This window comes from Bacillus sp. Au-Bac7, from assembly GCF_021341655.1.
Taxonomy (GTDB): Bacteria; Bacillota; Bacilli; order Bacillales; family Cytobacillaceae; genus Niallia.
Genome location: NZ_JAJTTG010000001.1, coordinates 270,768 through 284,628, shown reverse-complemented (window position 1 = coordinate 284,628; position 13,861 = coordinate 270,768). Strand labels below are relative to the sequence as shown.

Below are 13,861 nucleotides of genomic sequence, written 5' to 3'. Positions count from 1 at the left end.
TTTATTATTATGCTACCTTACGATATTGAGCTTGCTTTGTGATCCAGCCTTTCATTTTCGTAAAAACAAGCAGGAACAAGGCTGAAACGATAGCGCCTTTAATAAGGTTAAACGGCAGGATTAAGGAAATTACATATGCACGCATTTCGGCAGATGTCATTGGGTCCCATCCGATAAATTTAATATAAACTGGCAATAGTACAAAATAATTGAAGAAGCTAAGGGCTATACTCATCACAAGGGCACTTGAGATAAGGCCGAGCACCATTCCCAATTTTGATTTCAATTTATTGTAGATGAAATAGGCAGGCAGGATAAATGCAACTCCAGCAATGAAGTTTGCTAAATTTCCTACAGGTATTCCAATCTCACTGTTATGGACAATATAATCCAGAAGGTTTTTTATCAACTCTACCAATATACCTGCAACTGGACCAAGAATTAACGCTGTTACCAATGCTGGCAAATCACTGAAATCCAATGTCAAAAATGGAGGAAACGTTGGAAGCGGGAACTTGATAAACATAAGCACAAAAGCCATGCTGCTCATCATTCCAATCAAGACAAATTTCCTTACATTCATTTTCTTTTTATTCATTTCTTACTCTCTCCTTTTAGGATCCATCTGCCTAAGAAGAGAGATTCAGCAATTTTGTTAAGGCACGCCAAATAAAAACCTCAAGCTAACATGAGCTTGAGGGAGTGTTTAAAGGCATACTTAACAAACGTTCTAACTAATAATTTTTTCGAACGATTGCAGAACCTCCATCTTCTCCCATCCAGACTTTACTGTCGGTTTTGGATTTTCACCAAATCAGCCTAACGAATAGGCTCGCGGACTTAGAGCAATACTCCTCACCGCCGGTCGGGAATTACACCCTGCCCCGAAGATAGATCAATATTTTATTTTTTTACTAATTTATATTATACATAAGATTGGCTGTTATGGGAAGAACATTGCTTATAATAAAAGCGGGAAGTTTTATCGGAATTAAAAGGAGATTTTCGAACTGGGGCAACTCACAAAGAAAGAAACATACTGGGAACTTTGTTTATTGCCCATTCTCACTTAGTGATACTACTTTTATGTAAGTCAAACCTTTAAGGAATACATTATTCATAATAGATGTTCACATTAGGTGTGATGCCGCTATTTTTATCTTCCTGCTCCTTTAATTGCTTAAATTGAAGCAGACTCATGCTTTCAGGGGGAAGCAAGGCAGGTTGTTCACCTAAAATTGCGCTTATTTCGTTTTCTTTTATGTAATAGATTGCTTTTTTATATGGAACTTGCCCAAGAGTTGGGTTATAGCCTACCGGCTCTTCTACCGTTATTTCCAAAGTTTCTGGTTTTACCTCTGCCTGTTTTTCGGCTTTTGCCTTTTCCTTTTTATTTTCTTTCGTGGTTACTTCTTTTTTTACAGGTTTGCTTTTTGCTTCAGCAGCTTCCTGTCTCGCTGGTTTCGCTGCTGCTTCGACTGTCTGTCCCACTTCTGCCTCTCCTAATGCCAAAATCGGGTTTATCGCATTTTCCTTTGTTACCGTCCATTCTTTTTCGTGAATCTCAAAATGCAGGTGGACGCCAGAGGAATGGCCAGTATTGCCCATCTTCCCAATGAGGTCGCCCATTTCAACCTTTTGTCCTTCCTTCACTACTCGTTCATTTAAATGGGCATAAACGGTTTCTAAGCCATTAGTATGCTTAATAAAAATTACATTCCCGTAGGATTGGGAATAATAAGACTTTGTGACATTGCCGCTGTCTACAGCAAATACAGCAGCTCCAAGGTCACCTGCAATATCAATTCCTTTATGATCTCCATGTCTTGTATTAAATGTATCTGAAATCATGCCTTCACTCGGCCAAGTCCACCCTTTGGTGCGTTCAGACAGTGAAGGTGATTTAGCTTCTGAATGCTTGCCTCCTAAAAATAACAAGCTGACAAACAGAAGCATTATTGCAGCTATGAGCAGCCGTCTGATATAGTCTCCCATTGTATCCTCCTTTTTTTCCTAACACGAAAATAACCTGCAACAAATATTTGTTGAGAGAAAAAAGAAAATTGAAAAGTTCCTCTTTCACCATATGAGTACATGTTTCGTTATAGAACTGATCAGTCCACCTAGATGAAAGTGACAACCATTAGCATAAGAGCATTTGCCTAGTCTCCTAAAAGCTATGAAACAAATGTTAGTATGGGATATGTTCTCTTAATTCATGCATTCTTTTTCACCGTCTAACAAAAACAACTAAAAAAAGCTCCAGCTAAGCTGGAACTTTTTTAATTCATTTCTCGTTTATTTGCCGCTACAGGAACTGGGATTTCATCAGTAAATACAAATCTTCCAATTTGATTAATCCCAGCGTTTTCAAATCTCACTGTTTTAAATTGGAAATCCTTAGCGGTCAGCAAGATCGATTCTATAGCTCTAAGTGTAGCTTTATCCGCATGTAGGACGCTGTCTTTTGTTAAATACAGCTCCAATTCACTTGTTTCTATATTTGGAACTATCTTCTCGAAACGGATATTGTCAGGGATTGATGCAGACAGACCATATTCCGGCATATCCTTTTGCATATTGATAAGTGCGGTCTCAATATCATGATACGGTGTCTCCCAAGGAACATACAGGGCATTTTCAGCCTCGACTGAATCTGTTAAGAGATAGTACCCTCTGTTTTCAAGCTGCTGATAATATATCTCCGTCAAATCTCTGTCACCAACTAATACTCCCTTTTGACCCTTTCTCCTGAATTCCATTTTATCGGCACCGACACTTTCCAGCTGCTGATAAACAATAGAGTTTAAGAAGTCATCTGAACCGATTGCTCCAAGGGATGTGACATCATCTGCGAAGTCAATAATAACTGTCTTATTGCTCATGTCATAACTGACTGTCCCATCAAATGGGTAATAGTTATCAAGGCCCCAGCTTGTTTCCTCAATGGCAGACATGTATTTTTTATACAAGTCAAATTTAGATAAGCTGTCCGGATTTTCAACAAGAATGCTGACAGGCACTGCCACCTGCAGATTCTTATCAGGAATAGGGTATGTGAGCAGCTCTTTGTCTCCTACTTCTTCTGCATACAAAGCTGTTGTTTGTAATTCAACATCTGCCTGTCGATTCTCGACTTCTCCTGACTGCTCTTTCATTTGGAACGAAGATGAGTTTTCTGTGCTTTGGCTGTCTTCATTAATTGCTATATATTTGCTGTTTTCGGATGAAGATGAATCACTTAAATTATAATTGCCGTTATTTGACCGAAAGAAGCTTTCTCCTATAACAATAAGAAGCATGAAAGCAAATACAGAAGCGACTGCTGGCATGAGCCAAGGACGGCGAATCCGTTGTTTAGACTTGCCGGCCGCAATATTTTGATAAATGCTCTTTGGGTCCCGTTCATCCTTAATGGCCGGGAATTGCCTCAACAGGCTTTTTAGCTGCTCATCGCTCCAATTGTTTTTTTCCATTGTATTCCTCCTCTCTCGTCCATTCCTCCATATGTTTTTTTAGTGCTTTTAAAGCGCGGTGCTGTGTTGTCTTTACCTTACTTTCTGTCCAGCCGAGTGTTTCTGCCGTCTCTGCAATGGACCGTTCCTGAATATAGCGAAGAATAATGACCATCTTTTGGTCCACTGTACATACCTTTAACGCTTGATATAAATATTGCACTTCTTCAGATAGTATAGCCACTTCCTCTGGCAGAGAATCATCAGCTTTGATTTGCTGTTTAGACCAATCAAACTTCTCCATGATTCTGTCCTTCCAGTTTTTATTTTTACGAAAATGGTCGATCGCTACATTCCGTGCAATACTGAACAGCCACGTTTTTTCTGCACTTTTCCCTTCGAAACGGTCATAGGATTTCAATACGCGAATATATACTTCCTGCACTAAATCTTCTGCCGTCTCTTTATGGCTGACCATATAAAATAGAAATTGAAAAACGTCATGATGATATTTTTTATATAGTTCATCAAAAACGGAGTCCATCAGTTTCTCCTCCCCGTTTATAAAATTAGTCGTATTGTTTTCCACAATAGTTACGGATTTTTTTCTTCTACAATAATTTTTTATGTAATTATTAAGATTAATCGTATTTTTAAGCAAAACAAAAAGGAAGGAATAATCCTTCCTTATGTTCTATTATGTTAAATTGTTTCTTGTGAATCAAGAAGAATCGGCAACATCTCTAAATTTATTCAACATTTCGGGGCAAAAAGATAAAAAATGTCGTTCCATGACCATACTTGCTTGTGACAGATATATGGCCATTATGAGCCTCCACGATATTTTTGGCAATGGCAAGCCCCAGTCCTGTGCCCGCGCTGCCTCTCGTCCTTGCCTTATCCGCCTTGTAAAAGCGCTCAAAAATATATGGCAAATCCTCTTCTTTTATCCCGGCACCGTTATCTTCTATTTCCAAGTAAATGCCGACATTATCTGATTTTGCATTGATTTTCACAGTACCATTGTCTTTCGTATGCCTGATGCAATTGTCGATAATATTTGTGACCACCTGCTCGATTTTATCAACATCCATCACAAATGGCGTCATATCCTCTTGGATATCCATCGTTATTTCAATATTTTTTTCTTTTGCGATTGCATTAAACTTCCGTGCAACCCGATGAAAGAAGGAAGTCATTTCCACTTCATCTAGGAATAGCTCAAGATGTCCCGCTTCCATCCTTGCTAAATCAAGGAGCTCATTGACAAGGCGGCCCATGCGAAGAGATTCGTCATAAATGATTTTGGCCATTTCCTGCTTTTCTTCCTCAGATTGTGCAATATTATCTACAATGGCTTCACTATAGCCTTGCAGCATACTGATCGGTGTGCGCAATTCGTGAGATACGTTAGCAATAAAATCGTTGCGCAGCTTGTCCAGCTTCCGCTCTTCGGTCATATCCCTAATAACTGCAATAGCTCCTCTTATCTGTTCCCTATTATAGAGGGGACTTACAATAATCACCCATGCTCTATGCGAAAGCTTCATCTCGGCAATTTGCTCTTCTCCCGTGCCGATGGCAAGCTGAAACAGTTCTTTCACTTCTGCAGGCACTTGCTCTTGCAGCGGCTCACTGCTGCCTTGTTCATAATGCCAATATTGCAGGAATCTTTCTGCCGGAGGATTTGTTATAAGCAAACTTCCGTTTTTATTAAACGTAAGCACACCGTCTGCCATGCCGCTCAGTATATTACCGAGCTGTTCTTTTTCTTGGCTTAAGGCATTTATGTTAAAGTTCAGCCGTTTTGCCATTTGATTAAATGCTACAGACAGCTCCCCTATTTCATCTTGAGACCATATTGGAACAGTGGTCTCGAAATTCCCTCTTGCCAGCTCCATTGCAGCCTCTCTCATCTTGCGGAGAGGGGCTGTAATTCTAGTAAGCAAAAAGAAAGCAAATATTGTTGTTAAAATAATGGCGACAACAGCAGCTAACACAATAAACTTCGTTGTTGAGTTTTTTGTATCATTAAGAACAGACAGATTTTGAAAAACATAGACTGCACCAATCGGTTTATCTCCCTGAAGTATAGGAACACCGCTTGCTGTCACTTCAACATTCTCATTTGTTCCTTCGCTTGCAAGTTTAATTGTTTGCATAGTCTCCTTGCCGTTAACGTTCACTTGTTTAAGCTGTTTGCTTGATAGGGCCGTTTCCATTGAATCCTGCGTAAATTCACTGTCCGGAGATATCGAAGTCTTACCATCTAATTCAATCGCCGCAGCGGCAGATTCATCCACCAGCTCCCACACGATATCCATGCCGATATCCGGATGTTGCTCAAGAATGCTTGACGCCTTGGCAGCATTGCTTGTCAGCTCTTTTTTTGTCAACTCCATATGATACTGCTCAAAATACTCAAGGAGCATAACAGTCAATATAATCAATACGACTGAAATCAGCAGTAAAAAGGTACTCCAAAGCTTAAATACAACACTTCTCCAAAACATCATCCATTGCTGACCTCGAACTTGTAGCCTACTCCCCAAACTGTAACAATCATCCGAGCAGCGTCCTCTGATACTTTATTCAGTTTTTCTCTCAAACGTTTAACATGTGTATCGACTGTGCGTAAATCGCCAAAAAAGTCATAATGCCACACTTCTCTCAGCAGCAGCTCCCTGTCATATACTTTGTCTGGTGATTTAGCAAGAAATAACAGCAATTCATATTCCTTTGGCGTGAGACTGACTTCTCTGCCATTTGCAAGAACACGGTGCGCATCATTGTCAATTGTTAAGTAAGGAAACACAATTAAGTCCTTTGCACTGCTTTCACTTTGTACAAATCCAGCTGGAGCAGATCTTCTTAATAAAGCTTTGACTCTCAACACTACTTCCCGCGGGCTGAAGGGCTTAACAATATAATCATCTGTACCTGCTTCAAATCCTTGCACCCTGTTAATTTCTTCTCCTTTGGCAGTAAGCATAATAACAGGTGTCGCTTTTTTCTCCCTCAGCTCCTTGCAAACTTCCATTCCGTCCTTGCCTGGCATCATCAAATCGAGCAAAATAATATCATAATCGCTGGAAAGAGCTTTATTTAAAGCGGTTTGCCCGTCTGATGCTTCCTCAACAAGAAAGTCCTCTCGTTCTAAATACATTTTCAGCAGCCTTCTGATTCTGTCCTCATCATCCACGACAAGAATTTTTATTTCCTTCTCCATTTGGTAATCCTCCTTACAACGCTTCTATGATAATAATGGAAGCACGCTAAACACTTTTTTGCATGTTTCCTTTTTTGCCCATCTTATAAACAACAAAATCCCAAAGACTTGTTAAATATCAATGGGATTTCCGTAAAAAACTTATAATCATTATAGCATTTTAATGTTGCAGATATTGTAATCATGCACCTTGTTCTGTGAACGTTTTATGAATTTTTAACAAGCTTATTTTTTCTTATTCGCTTCCGTGCGAAGAAGTTTTACTTCATGTGCTGTTAATTCACGTGCATCACCAGGGCTCAAGCCACTCAAATTCAAAAAGGAGTATCGTTCCCTTTTCAGCTTTAACACAGGTGTGCCAATCGCTTCGAACATTCTGCGGACTTGGCGGTTTTTGCCTTCATGAATTTTCAACTCAACGATAGACGTTCCTTTTTTCTTATCCACAGACAGAACCTTAGCTTTTGCTGGTGCTGTCTTACCGTCTTCAAGCATAACGCCTTTTTCCAGTAGCTTGATTTTCTCTCGCATCGGAATGCCTTTAATCTTTGCGACATATACCTTCTCTATTTCCCCTTTAGGGTGCATCATCAAGTTGGCGAATTCTCCATCATTTGTGAGCAAAATAAGTCCAGATGTATCATAATCAAGACGTCCGACCGGATAGATTCTTGATGATATTACTTCAGAAAAGAAATCTGTTACGACTTTTCTGCCTTTATCATCATTCACACTCGAAATCACGCCGCGAGGTTTGTACAGCAAGAAGTATACAGGCTCCTCCCTTTCAATCGGAACACCGTTCACTTCAACCTTGTCAGAAGGTCCAACTTTTACACCTAATTCTTTTACGACTTTACCGTTAACAGTAACTCTTCCATCCAGAATTAATTCTTCTGCTTTCCTTCTCGATGCAATCCCAGCATGGGCAATTACCTTTTGCAGTCTTTCCATTTATGTTTCACCTCATTAAATTCATCAACAGCAATAGCTTACTTTTCAAACAGCCATATTTTTTGTCATCTTTTGAATTATGACATAAGTTTGCCCATTTTCAAAGGAAAGTCTGTAAAAACACTGAAATAAAAAAAACTCCGAACGAATCGGAGCATCACTTACCAAACATTAATGTCACAACAACAATCGCTGCTACAAACCCGACAAGGTCTGCAAGCAGCCCTACTTTAAGTGCATCACCCATCTTTTTGATGCCGACAGCGCCAAAATACACAGTTAGCACATAAAAGGTCGTATCAGTACTGCCTTGAATAGTAGCCGCAAGCCGGCCGATATAGGAGTCCGGACCATAGGTGGCAATCAGGTCACTTGTCATACCAAGTGCTGCATTGCCAGAAATAGGGCGAATAAACGCAAGCGGAGCAACCTCTGATGGCACTCCAAAAAAGTCTAATGCCGGCTTTAGAAATCCCATAAAATATTCCAATGCCCCTGATGCACGAAATACCGAGATTGCCACAAGCATGCCCACTAAAAAAGGGATAATGGAAAAGGCCATTGAAATGCCCTCTTTCCCTCCTTCTACAAAACTTTCATATGTTGGTACACGCTTGTATGTTCCATAAACGAGAATAAAGCAAATTAAAGAAGGAATCATCCAAACTGACAACAGTGAAATAATTTCCATTATGAATTCATCCTTTTCTCATTCTTCGATAGTAAAAATATCGATCAATTAAAATCCCACTAATTGCGGAGAAAATCGTCGCAATTAAGGTCGGTCCAACTATATCAGTCGGTGAAGCTGAATCGTAGTTGATGCGAATGGCGATAACCGTTGTTGGAATAAGCGTTATGCTGGAGGTATTTAATGCCAAAAAGGTTATCATGCTGTTGCTTGCACTCGTCTTGCCTCCGTTTAACCGCTTCAGCTCCTCCATTGCTTTTATTCCAAGGGGAGTCGCAGCATTTCCCAAACCGAAGATATTGGCCATCATGTTGGAAAGAATATATCCCATGGCCGGATGGTCCTTCGGCACCTCTGGAAACAGCTTGGATACTAAGGGTCTGAACAGATTTGTAAGTTTTTTTAAGAGGCCTGCTTGTTCCGCAATCTTCATCATGCCAAGCCAAAAGACTAGCACACTGATTAATCCGATACATATCGTAACTGCTTCTTTTGCACCTGAAAAGATTGCCTTGTTGACTTCATCGATTGTCCCATTAAAGATGGCAAAAACTATTCCAATCACAGTCAGGAGCACCCAAATGATATTAACCATCCTTATCTACTCCCATAACTGCCAGAAACATACTTTTAAAATGGTCAAAGAAGCTCTTCTTTTCTTTTACTTTTGCATGTTCAAAATAAACGGGAGCAGTTTCTACCAGCTTGCCTTCTAAATAGATCTCTGCATTGCCGACTATGTCAGGAACACTCTGCTCCTTCTTTTTCCAATCTGCTTGGACTTTTGAAAGCTTAAATTGGATTTTTAACTCATCCTTCTCCGCTTCCGTAATCGGATACACTAAATCCTCTTTAATATACAGCTTGTTTTTATAGAAGGAGTCCTTTGTCTTAACTTTGCCTTTTTCCAGCACTAATGCCATTTGATAATTCTTAAATGCAGTCTCATACATGTTTATATGATCATCCCAATCATCAGGATCGTTTAAAGTGACTGCAATCAGCTCGACTCCATCTTTTTCCGCTGTGGAGACAAGGGTTCTTTTCGCTCTTTTTGTATAACCTGTTTTTCCGCCTGTGGTGTACTCATAAAGACCAGTCAGCAGCTTGTTTTTGTTCTTCCAAACCCGGTCCCATTCTCCATCAGGATTTTCTGAACGGTAATTTTTTGTTCCTGCTATTTTTTTGTATTGCTCATTATCCATCGCATACTTTGTTAGTAACGCCATGTCATAGGCAGATGAATAATGATCCTCATGATCATCCAGCCCATGAGGATTAGCGAAATGTGTGTCCTTCATGCCCAGCTCTTGTGCTTTTTGATTCATTAAGTAAACAAATCCGTCCAAACTTCCGCCGACATGCTCCGCAATAGCAGTAGCTGCATCATTCCCAGATCGAAGCATCAGCCCGTACACCAAATCTTCTAGAGAGATTTTTTCGCCGGCCTTCAAGTAAATCGAAGATCCCTCAGATCTAACTGCATTCTCGCTAATTTTCACCATATCATTCATTTTTCCCGACTCAATCGCAAGAATGGCTGTCATAATTTTTGTTATGCTGGCAATCCTTCTTTGGGTATGTGCATCCTTTTCATAAATGACTCGTCCTGATTCCTGCTCCATCAAAATGGCGCTGCTAGCACTGACATATATTTGCGCATTGGCATTTTGCGGGATAGTCAGCAACAGAAATGCCGTGATGCAAGATAGGAGTAATATCTTATATGGTTTCATATAACACTACCTCGTCTCCTTATATGGTTTGTACATATTTATGCAGGACAAGCGGGCTTATGACAAATTGGTAAAAACTTTAGACTTAGGCTCTCTTTTTAAAATCAAAAAAACAGACGAACCATTGCTGTTCGCCTGCATGCTCAATAAAAAATTAAAACGGCCTCCATTTCAAATCACTTGCCTTCGCAAACCTCTCTTCAACATCTTTCCAGTTAACGATTTTCCACCAATTACTGATATAATCAGCACGTTTATTTTTGTACTGTAAGTAATAGGCATGCTCCCAAACATCCAATGCCAACAAGGGAATTGTATCCCATTGAGTCAACAGCATATGCCTTTCTGATTGGAGAATTTCCAAATGGCGCGCCCGAGGTGACCAGACTAGGATTGCCCAGCCTACCCCTTCCACCGCCTTGGCTGCTTCTGTAAAGTGGTGCTTAAAAGCGTCAAAGCTGCCGAAATAATCCTTTATTGACTCAAGAAGCATCCCTTTAGGCTCTCCTCCGCCGTTTGGACTCATATTATTCCAAAAGATCGTATGCAAATAATGACCAGATCCGTGGAAGGCTAGCTCTCTCGACCAATGCTTCACAAGGTCAAACTTTCGATCTTTTCTTGCTTGTGCCAGCATTGTTTCTGCTTTATTTAGTCCATCCACATAGGATTGATGATGTTTTGTATGGTGAAGCCTCATAATTTCTTCCTCTATAAAGGGCTCCAATGCATTATAAGCATACGGCAGCGGCGGCAGCTTGTGGCCTCCTGCCTTTACTGATGGTTCATTGATGAAAATCGTTCCAACCTGCTGTCTCTGCTTAAAGTAACCTTCCATTTCGTCCTGAAGCTCTTCCGCTTTATGCTGGATTTTAATCAGTTCCTCTGTATCAATCGGTTTGCGTTGGACCGTTTCCATTAAGGATGTAAACTTATCAAGGCTTTTCCAAATTTCTGCGCTTCTTTGGACATTCTCTGTTTCTAAAAAGTCCTTCAATTCTCTGTTCCAGACTAACACATCTTTTACATATTCATTGTAGCTGCTCATTGATCTCAGATAACCCCTTTTCTATCTAAAGTCATTCTTTACAGAATATGTGCAGAATGGGGGGAACATGTTTAAATAACCGAAAAAAAGAAGCAGGATGAATGCGTTGCTTTCATCCTGCCTCTTTTTGTTTTAGTCATCCAATTGCTGGAATGATTCGAAGAACAAATCTGCCTCTTCCTGCTTATAATCTTCCTCTTTTTCTGCTAATTCAGGAAGTTCCTTTAAGTCCTTTAAACCAAAATGATCTAAAAATTCCTTTGTCGTTCCGTATAAGATTGCCCTGCCTGCACCTTCTGCTCTGCCGACCTCTTTTATTAGCGCTTTTGCAGAAAGGGTATGAAGAGGCCTTTCTGTTTTCACACCGCGGATTTCTTCAATTTCTGCTCTTGTAATCGGCTGCCTGTAAGCAATAATGGCAAGGGTTTCAAGTGCAGCCTGTGATAATGTAGAAGCATGCGGGGATTCAACAAGCTTTTTTAAATAGACTGAATGCTCTTTTTTCGTGGCAAGCTGAAAGGTCCCGGCTATTTCCACAATGGAAATACCTCTATTTTCATCTTTACGATAATCCTCCATCAGCTCTCTTGTTACCTGCTCCGCCTCGAATTGCTCCACATTCAGGACATGGGCCAGCTGCTTAAGTGTCAAGCCTTCATCTCCAGCTGCGAATAATAAACTTTCAATAATACCTTTCCAATTTGTAACCATCAAAATCTTTCCTCTTCCTTTCCAACCACAAATATATCTGCAAAGTTATGCTCTTGTTCCACAAATAACGCCTGGCGCTTCATTAGCTCCAACAGAGCAAGAAAGGTCACAACTATATGGGTTTTATCATGGACAGGAAAAAGCTCTTCAAAATGAGTTCTTCTTCTGCTTTTAATGAAAACAAGAATTTCCTCCATCCTGCTCTCTATTGGAATTTCCTGTCTTGTTATTTTTGTCGATAGGGGCGCCTGCAGCTTTTTCCTGCGCATCAGCTTTTGGAACGCAGCCAGCATATCGTATAAAGACACGTCCAAATCGCTTTTAGCATTTTGATCTGCATCTTGGGTAAAGTCAGATAAATCGCTCGGAGGCTTCGTGAAAATCAACCCTCTCTCCTGCTCCATCTCCTTAAGATCATCCGCTGCTTCTTTAAATTTACGATATTCTACCAGTCTTTCGATTAAGTCTTCTCTTGAATCTTCTTCCGGCTCATACATAAGGTCATCATCAAGAAGCTCTTCATCGTATTTAGGAAGCAGCATCTTGCTTTTAATTGCGAGAAGTGTCGCTGCCATCACTAAAAATTCACTTGCAATATCAAGCTGCAGCTCTGACATTGCATGGATATATTCTAAGTATTGTTCCGTTATTTCCGCGACATTTATATCATATATATCAATTTCTAATTTATTTATTAAATGCAGCAGCAAGTCCAAAGGACCTTCAAAACTGTCAATCTTCACATTATATTGCATTATATCTCACCAAAATCCTAATAAAATAACATCCATATTCCTTATGCTAGTATAAGTATAGATGATTCCATAAAGTTATCCAATAATAAATTATACCATCTTCAAAAGCATATAGGGTAACTGACTTTTCTATCTGCTTGTAAAGGAAGTATAATAGCAAAAGATACTTTTTGTCGGGAAGGAGAAAATAGTGGTGTATCCAGATGAATATATTGAGTATTTGGCACATTTTCATGGAGATCAAGATTTCTTTGAGTGCCATGAAATATTAGAGGAATATTGGAAAGAGGTGGATCCAGGCAATAAAGAATCGATTTGGGTCAGCTTTATTTTAATGGCAGTATCATGTTATCACCATCGTCGCGGAAATTTCACTGGCGCACGCAAAACATTAGAAAAAGCCATTATCATGTTTAAGCATGGAAACTGGATATGGTCAGACTATGGACTGGATGAGCATATATTGCTGGCGAGATTGGAAGAAAGATTGCATAATATCAATAACCAGCTTCCCTTTAAACCGTTAGTCCTGCCTATTAACGATGCTTTTTTAGAAGAGCAATGCGTGAAATGGTGTCTATCGCATGGAATGGAGTGGAAATCAAGTTTAATACCTGCTGAAGCAATTGTTCATCGTCATCTGACACGAGATAGAAGCGAGGTCATCTTAGAAAGAAATGCTGCCATTGCAGAGCGTAAGGAACGCAGGAAGAAATAGGTAGCAAAAAATCCCTGACCGCTTACCTGTAAGGAATCCGGTCAGGGATTTATTTTTATTACGAATTAAGATTTTCCTCCATATTCATGCATTTAGAAAGAAAGCCTACAGTCAATTCGTTCGCTTCGATTTTTTTGTTGGTATATAATGACTTAATTGCTTGCACCATCGATTTACCGACACCTTGATGTCTGTACGAAGGGTTTACGGATATATGCTGGATGCTGATTCTGTCCGCATCTTCAAAGCTGATTCCTATAAGCCCGATAATATCCTCTTCTTCCTTCCATAAAAAAAGCTGCCAATTCTCGTTAGCTTCGTATTGCTTTATCGTTTGCTGTAGCACTTTTAAATCCTTTTCGGCAGGCATAAAAGAAAGCAGGCCCATCGCAATTTTCTCAAAAGATTTTTTATAACGAATAATCATTTGTATCCCTCATTATTATTAAAGCATATTTACCTGTAAGTTTTCCCATAATGGATTGTTTCCAAACAATATTCTATTTTAAATATGAAGAAACCGGCACTAGTATTAAAATCCGCCATAAGAGCATAAATTATCTG

At 39.7% G+C, this 13,861-nt stretch carries 15 protein-coding genes and 1 riboswitch; of the genes, 1 reads left to right on the top strand and 14 read right to left on the bottom strand.

The features are described from left to right. Positions 1–7: 7 nt before the first annotated feature. The 13 genes from LXM54_RS01520 to LXM54_RS01460 all read right to left on the bottom strand — a co-directional run bounded on the left by LXM54_RS01520 (position 8) and on the right by LXM54_RS01460 (position 12,579). Positions 8–598, bottom strand: a complete 591-nt coding sequence (locus tag LXM54_RS01520; protein WP_233313322.1) for an ECF transporter S component — start codon at positions 596–598, stop codon at positions 8–10. Between the two features lie 165 nt (positions 599–763). Continuing rightward, positions 764–896, bottom strand: a riboswitch (FMN riboswitch). 217 nt (positions 897–1,113) lie between these two features. Continuing rightward, positions 1,114–1,995: a M23 family metallopeptidase gene (locus LXM54_RS01515; protein ID WP_233313321.1), complete on the bottom strand. Its 882-nt coding sequence runs from the start codon at positions 1,993–1,995 to the stop codon at positions 1,114–1,116. A gap of 287 nt (positions 1,996–2,282) precedes the next feature. Then, positions 2,283–3,476 (bottom strand): hypothetical protein, encoded by a 1,194-nt coding sequence (locus LXM54_RS01510; RefSeq protein WP_233313320.1) that lies wholly within the window; start codon positions 3,474–3,476, stop codon positions 2,283–2,285. Further along, positions 3,451–4,020, bottom strand: coding sequence for an RNA polymerase sigma factor SigX (gene sigX, locus LXM54_RS01505; RefSeq protein ID WP_325169552.1), 570 nt, complete (start codon positions 4,018–4,020; stop codon positions 3,451–3,453). The genes LXM54_RS01510 and sigX overlap by 26 nt, the downstream gene beginning before the upstream one ends. A 184-nt stretch (positions 4,021–4,204) precedes the next feature. After that, on the bottom strand, positions 4,205–5,971 hold the full coding sequence (locus LXM54_RS01500) for an ATP-binding protein (protein WP_233313318.1): 1,767 nt from the start codon (positions 5,969–5,971) through the stop codon (positions 4,205–4,207). Further along, entirely contained in the window at positions 5,968–6,684 is a 717-nt protein-coding gene (locus LXM54_RS01495) for a response regulator transcription factor (protein WP_233313317.1), read from the bottom strand. Before LXM54_RS01495 ends, LXM54_RS01500 begins: the two co-directional genes overlap by 4 nt. A 225-nt stretch (positions 6,685–6,909) precedes the next feature. Then, entirely contained in the window at positions 6,910–7,638 is a 729-nt protein-coding gene (locus tag LXM54_RS01490; RefSeq protein WP_233313316.1) for a pseudouridine synthase, read from the bottom strand. A 157-nt stretch (positions 7,639–7,795) separates the two neighbouring features. Further along, the gene (locus LXM54_RS01485) at positions 7,796–8,329 is read right to left on the bottom strand and encodes a spore maturation protein (protein WP_233313315.1); all 534 of its coding nucleotides are present in this window, start codon (positions 8,327–8,329) and stop codon (positions 7,796–7,798) included. 7 nt (positions 8,330–8,336) lie between these two features. Next, entirely contained in the window at positions 8,337–8,924 is a 588-nt protein-coding gene (locus LXM54_RS01480; RefSeq protein WP_233313314.1) for a nucleoside recognition domain-containing protein, read from the bottom strand. After that, the gene (locus tag LXM54_RS01475; RefSeq protein WP_233313313.1) at positions 8,917–10,065 is read right to left on the bottom strand and encodes a D-alanyl-D-alanine carboxypeptidase family protein; all 1,149 of its coding nucleotides are present in this window, start codon (positions 10,063–10,065) and stop codon (positions 8,917–8,919) included. The genes LXM54_RS01480 and LXM54_RS01475 overlap by 8 nt, the downstream gene beginning before the upstream one ends. A 154-nt stretch (positions 10,066–10,219) precedes the next feature. Further along, a complete protein-coding gene (locus LXM54_RS01470; RefSeq protein WP_233313312.1) occupies positions 10,220–11,113 on the bottom strand; it encodes a superoxide dismutase in 894 nt (297 codons plus the stop codon). Between the two features lie 132 nt (positions 11,114–11,245). After that, positions 11,246–11,827, bottom strand: coding sequence for an SMC-Scp complex subunit ScpB (gene scpB, locus LXM54_RS01465; RefSeq protein ID WP_282581398.1), 582 nt, complete (start codon positions 11,825–11,827; stop codon positions 11,246–11,248). Beyond that, complete coding sequence (locus tag LXM54_RS01460; protein ID WP_233313310.1) at positions 11,824–12,579, bottom strand: segregation/condensation protein A; 756 nt, start codon at positions 12,577–12,579, stop codon at positions 11,824–11,826. The genes scpB and LXM54_RS01460 overlap by 4 nt, the downstream gene beginning before the upstream one ends. Positions 12,580–12,772: 193 nt before the next feature. Here LXM54_RS01460 and LXM54_RS01455 point away from each other — a divergent pair, with 193 nt between their 5' ends. Further along, positions 12,773–13,297 carry a DUF309 domain-containing protein gene (locus LXM54_RS01455; RefSeq protein WP_233313309.1) on the top strand — a complete coding sequence of 175 codons (525 nt, stop codon included), beginning with the start codon at positions 12,773–12,775 and terminating at the stop codon, positions 13,295–13,297. A gap of 58 nt (positions 13,298–13,355) precedes the next feature. Here LXM54_RS01455 and LXM54_RS01450 read toward each other — a convergent pair whose 3' ends face one another. After that, on the bottom strand, positions 13,356–13,724 hold the full coding sequence (locus LXM54_RS01450; RefSeq protein ID WP_233313307.1) for a GNAT family N-acetyltransferase: 369 nt from the start codon (positions 13,722–13,724) through the stop codon (positions 13,356–13,358). Positions 13,725–13,861: the final 137 nt, after the last annotated feature.

Bases quoted from the DNA above. Each gene is read 5' to 3' on its own strand.
- LXM54_RS01520 (WP_233313322.1), bottom strand. From the start codon at position 598: ATGAATAAAAAGAAAATGAATGTAAGGAAATTTGTCTTGATTGGAATG.
- LXM54_RS01515 (WP_233313321.1), bottom strand. From the start codon at position 1,995: ATGGGAGACTATATCAGACGGCTGCTCATAGCTGCAATAATGCTTCTG.
- LXM54_RS01510 (WP_233313320.1), bottom strand. From the start codon at position 3,476: ATGGAAAAAAACAATTGGAGCGATGAGCAGCTAAAAAGCCTGTTGAGG.
- LXM54_RS01500 (WP_233313318.1), bottom strand. From the start codon at position 5,971: ATGATGTTTTGGAGAAGTGTTGTATTTAAGCTTTGGAGTACCTTTTTA.
- LXM54_RS01495 (WP_233313317.1), bottom strand. From the start codon at position 6,684: ATGGAGAAGGAAATAAAAATTCTTGTCGTGGATGATGAGGACAGAATC.
- LXM54_RS01490 (WP_233313316.1), bottom strand. From the start codon at position 7,638: ATGGAAAGACTGCAAAAGGTAATTGCCCATGCTGGGATTGCATCGAGA.
- LXM54_RS01485 (WP_233313315.1), bottom strand. From the start codon at position 8,329: ATGGAAATTATTTCACTGTTGTCAGTTTGGATGATTCCTTCTTTAATT.
- LXM54_RS01480 (WP_233313314.1), bottom strand. From the start codon at position 8,924: ATGGTTAATATCATTTGGGTGCTCCTGACTGTGATTGGAATAGTTTTT.
- LXM54_RS01475 (WP_233313313.1), bottom strand. From the start codon at position 10,065: ATGAAACCATATAAGATATTACTCCTATCTTGCATCACGGCATTTCTG.
- LXM54_RS01470 (WP_233313312.1), bottom strand. From the start codon at position 11,113: ATGAGCAGCTACAATGAATATGTAAAAGATGTGTTAGTCTGGAACAGA.
- LXM54_RS01460 (WP_233313310.1), bottom strand. From the start codon at position 12,579: ATGCAATATAATGTGAAGATTGACAGTTTTGAAGGTCCTTTGGACTTG.
- LXM54_RS01450 (WP_233313307.1), bottom strand. From the start codon at position 13,724: ATGATTATTCGTTATAAAAAATCTTTTGAGAAAATTGCGATGGGCCTG.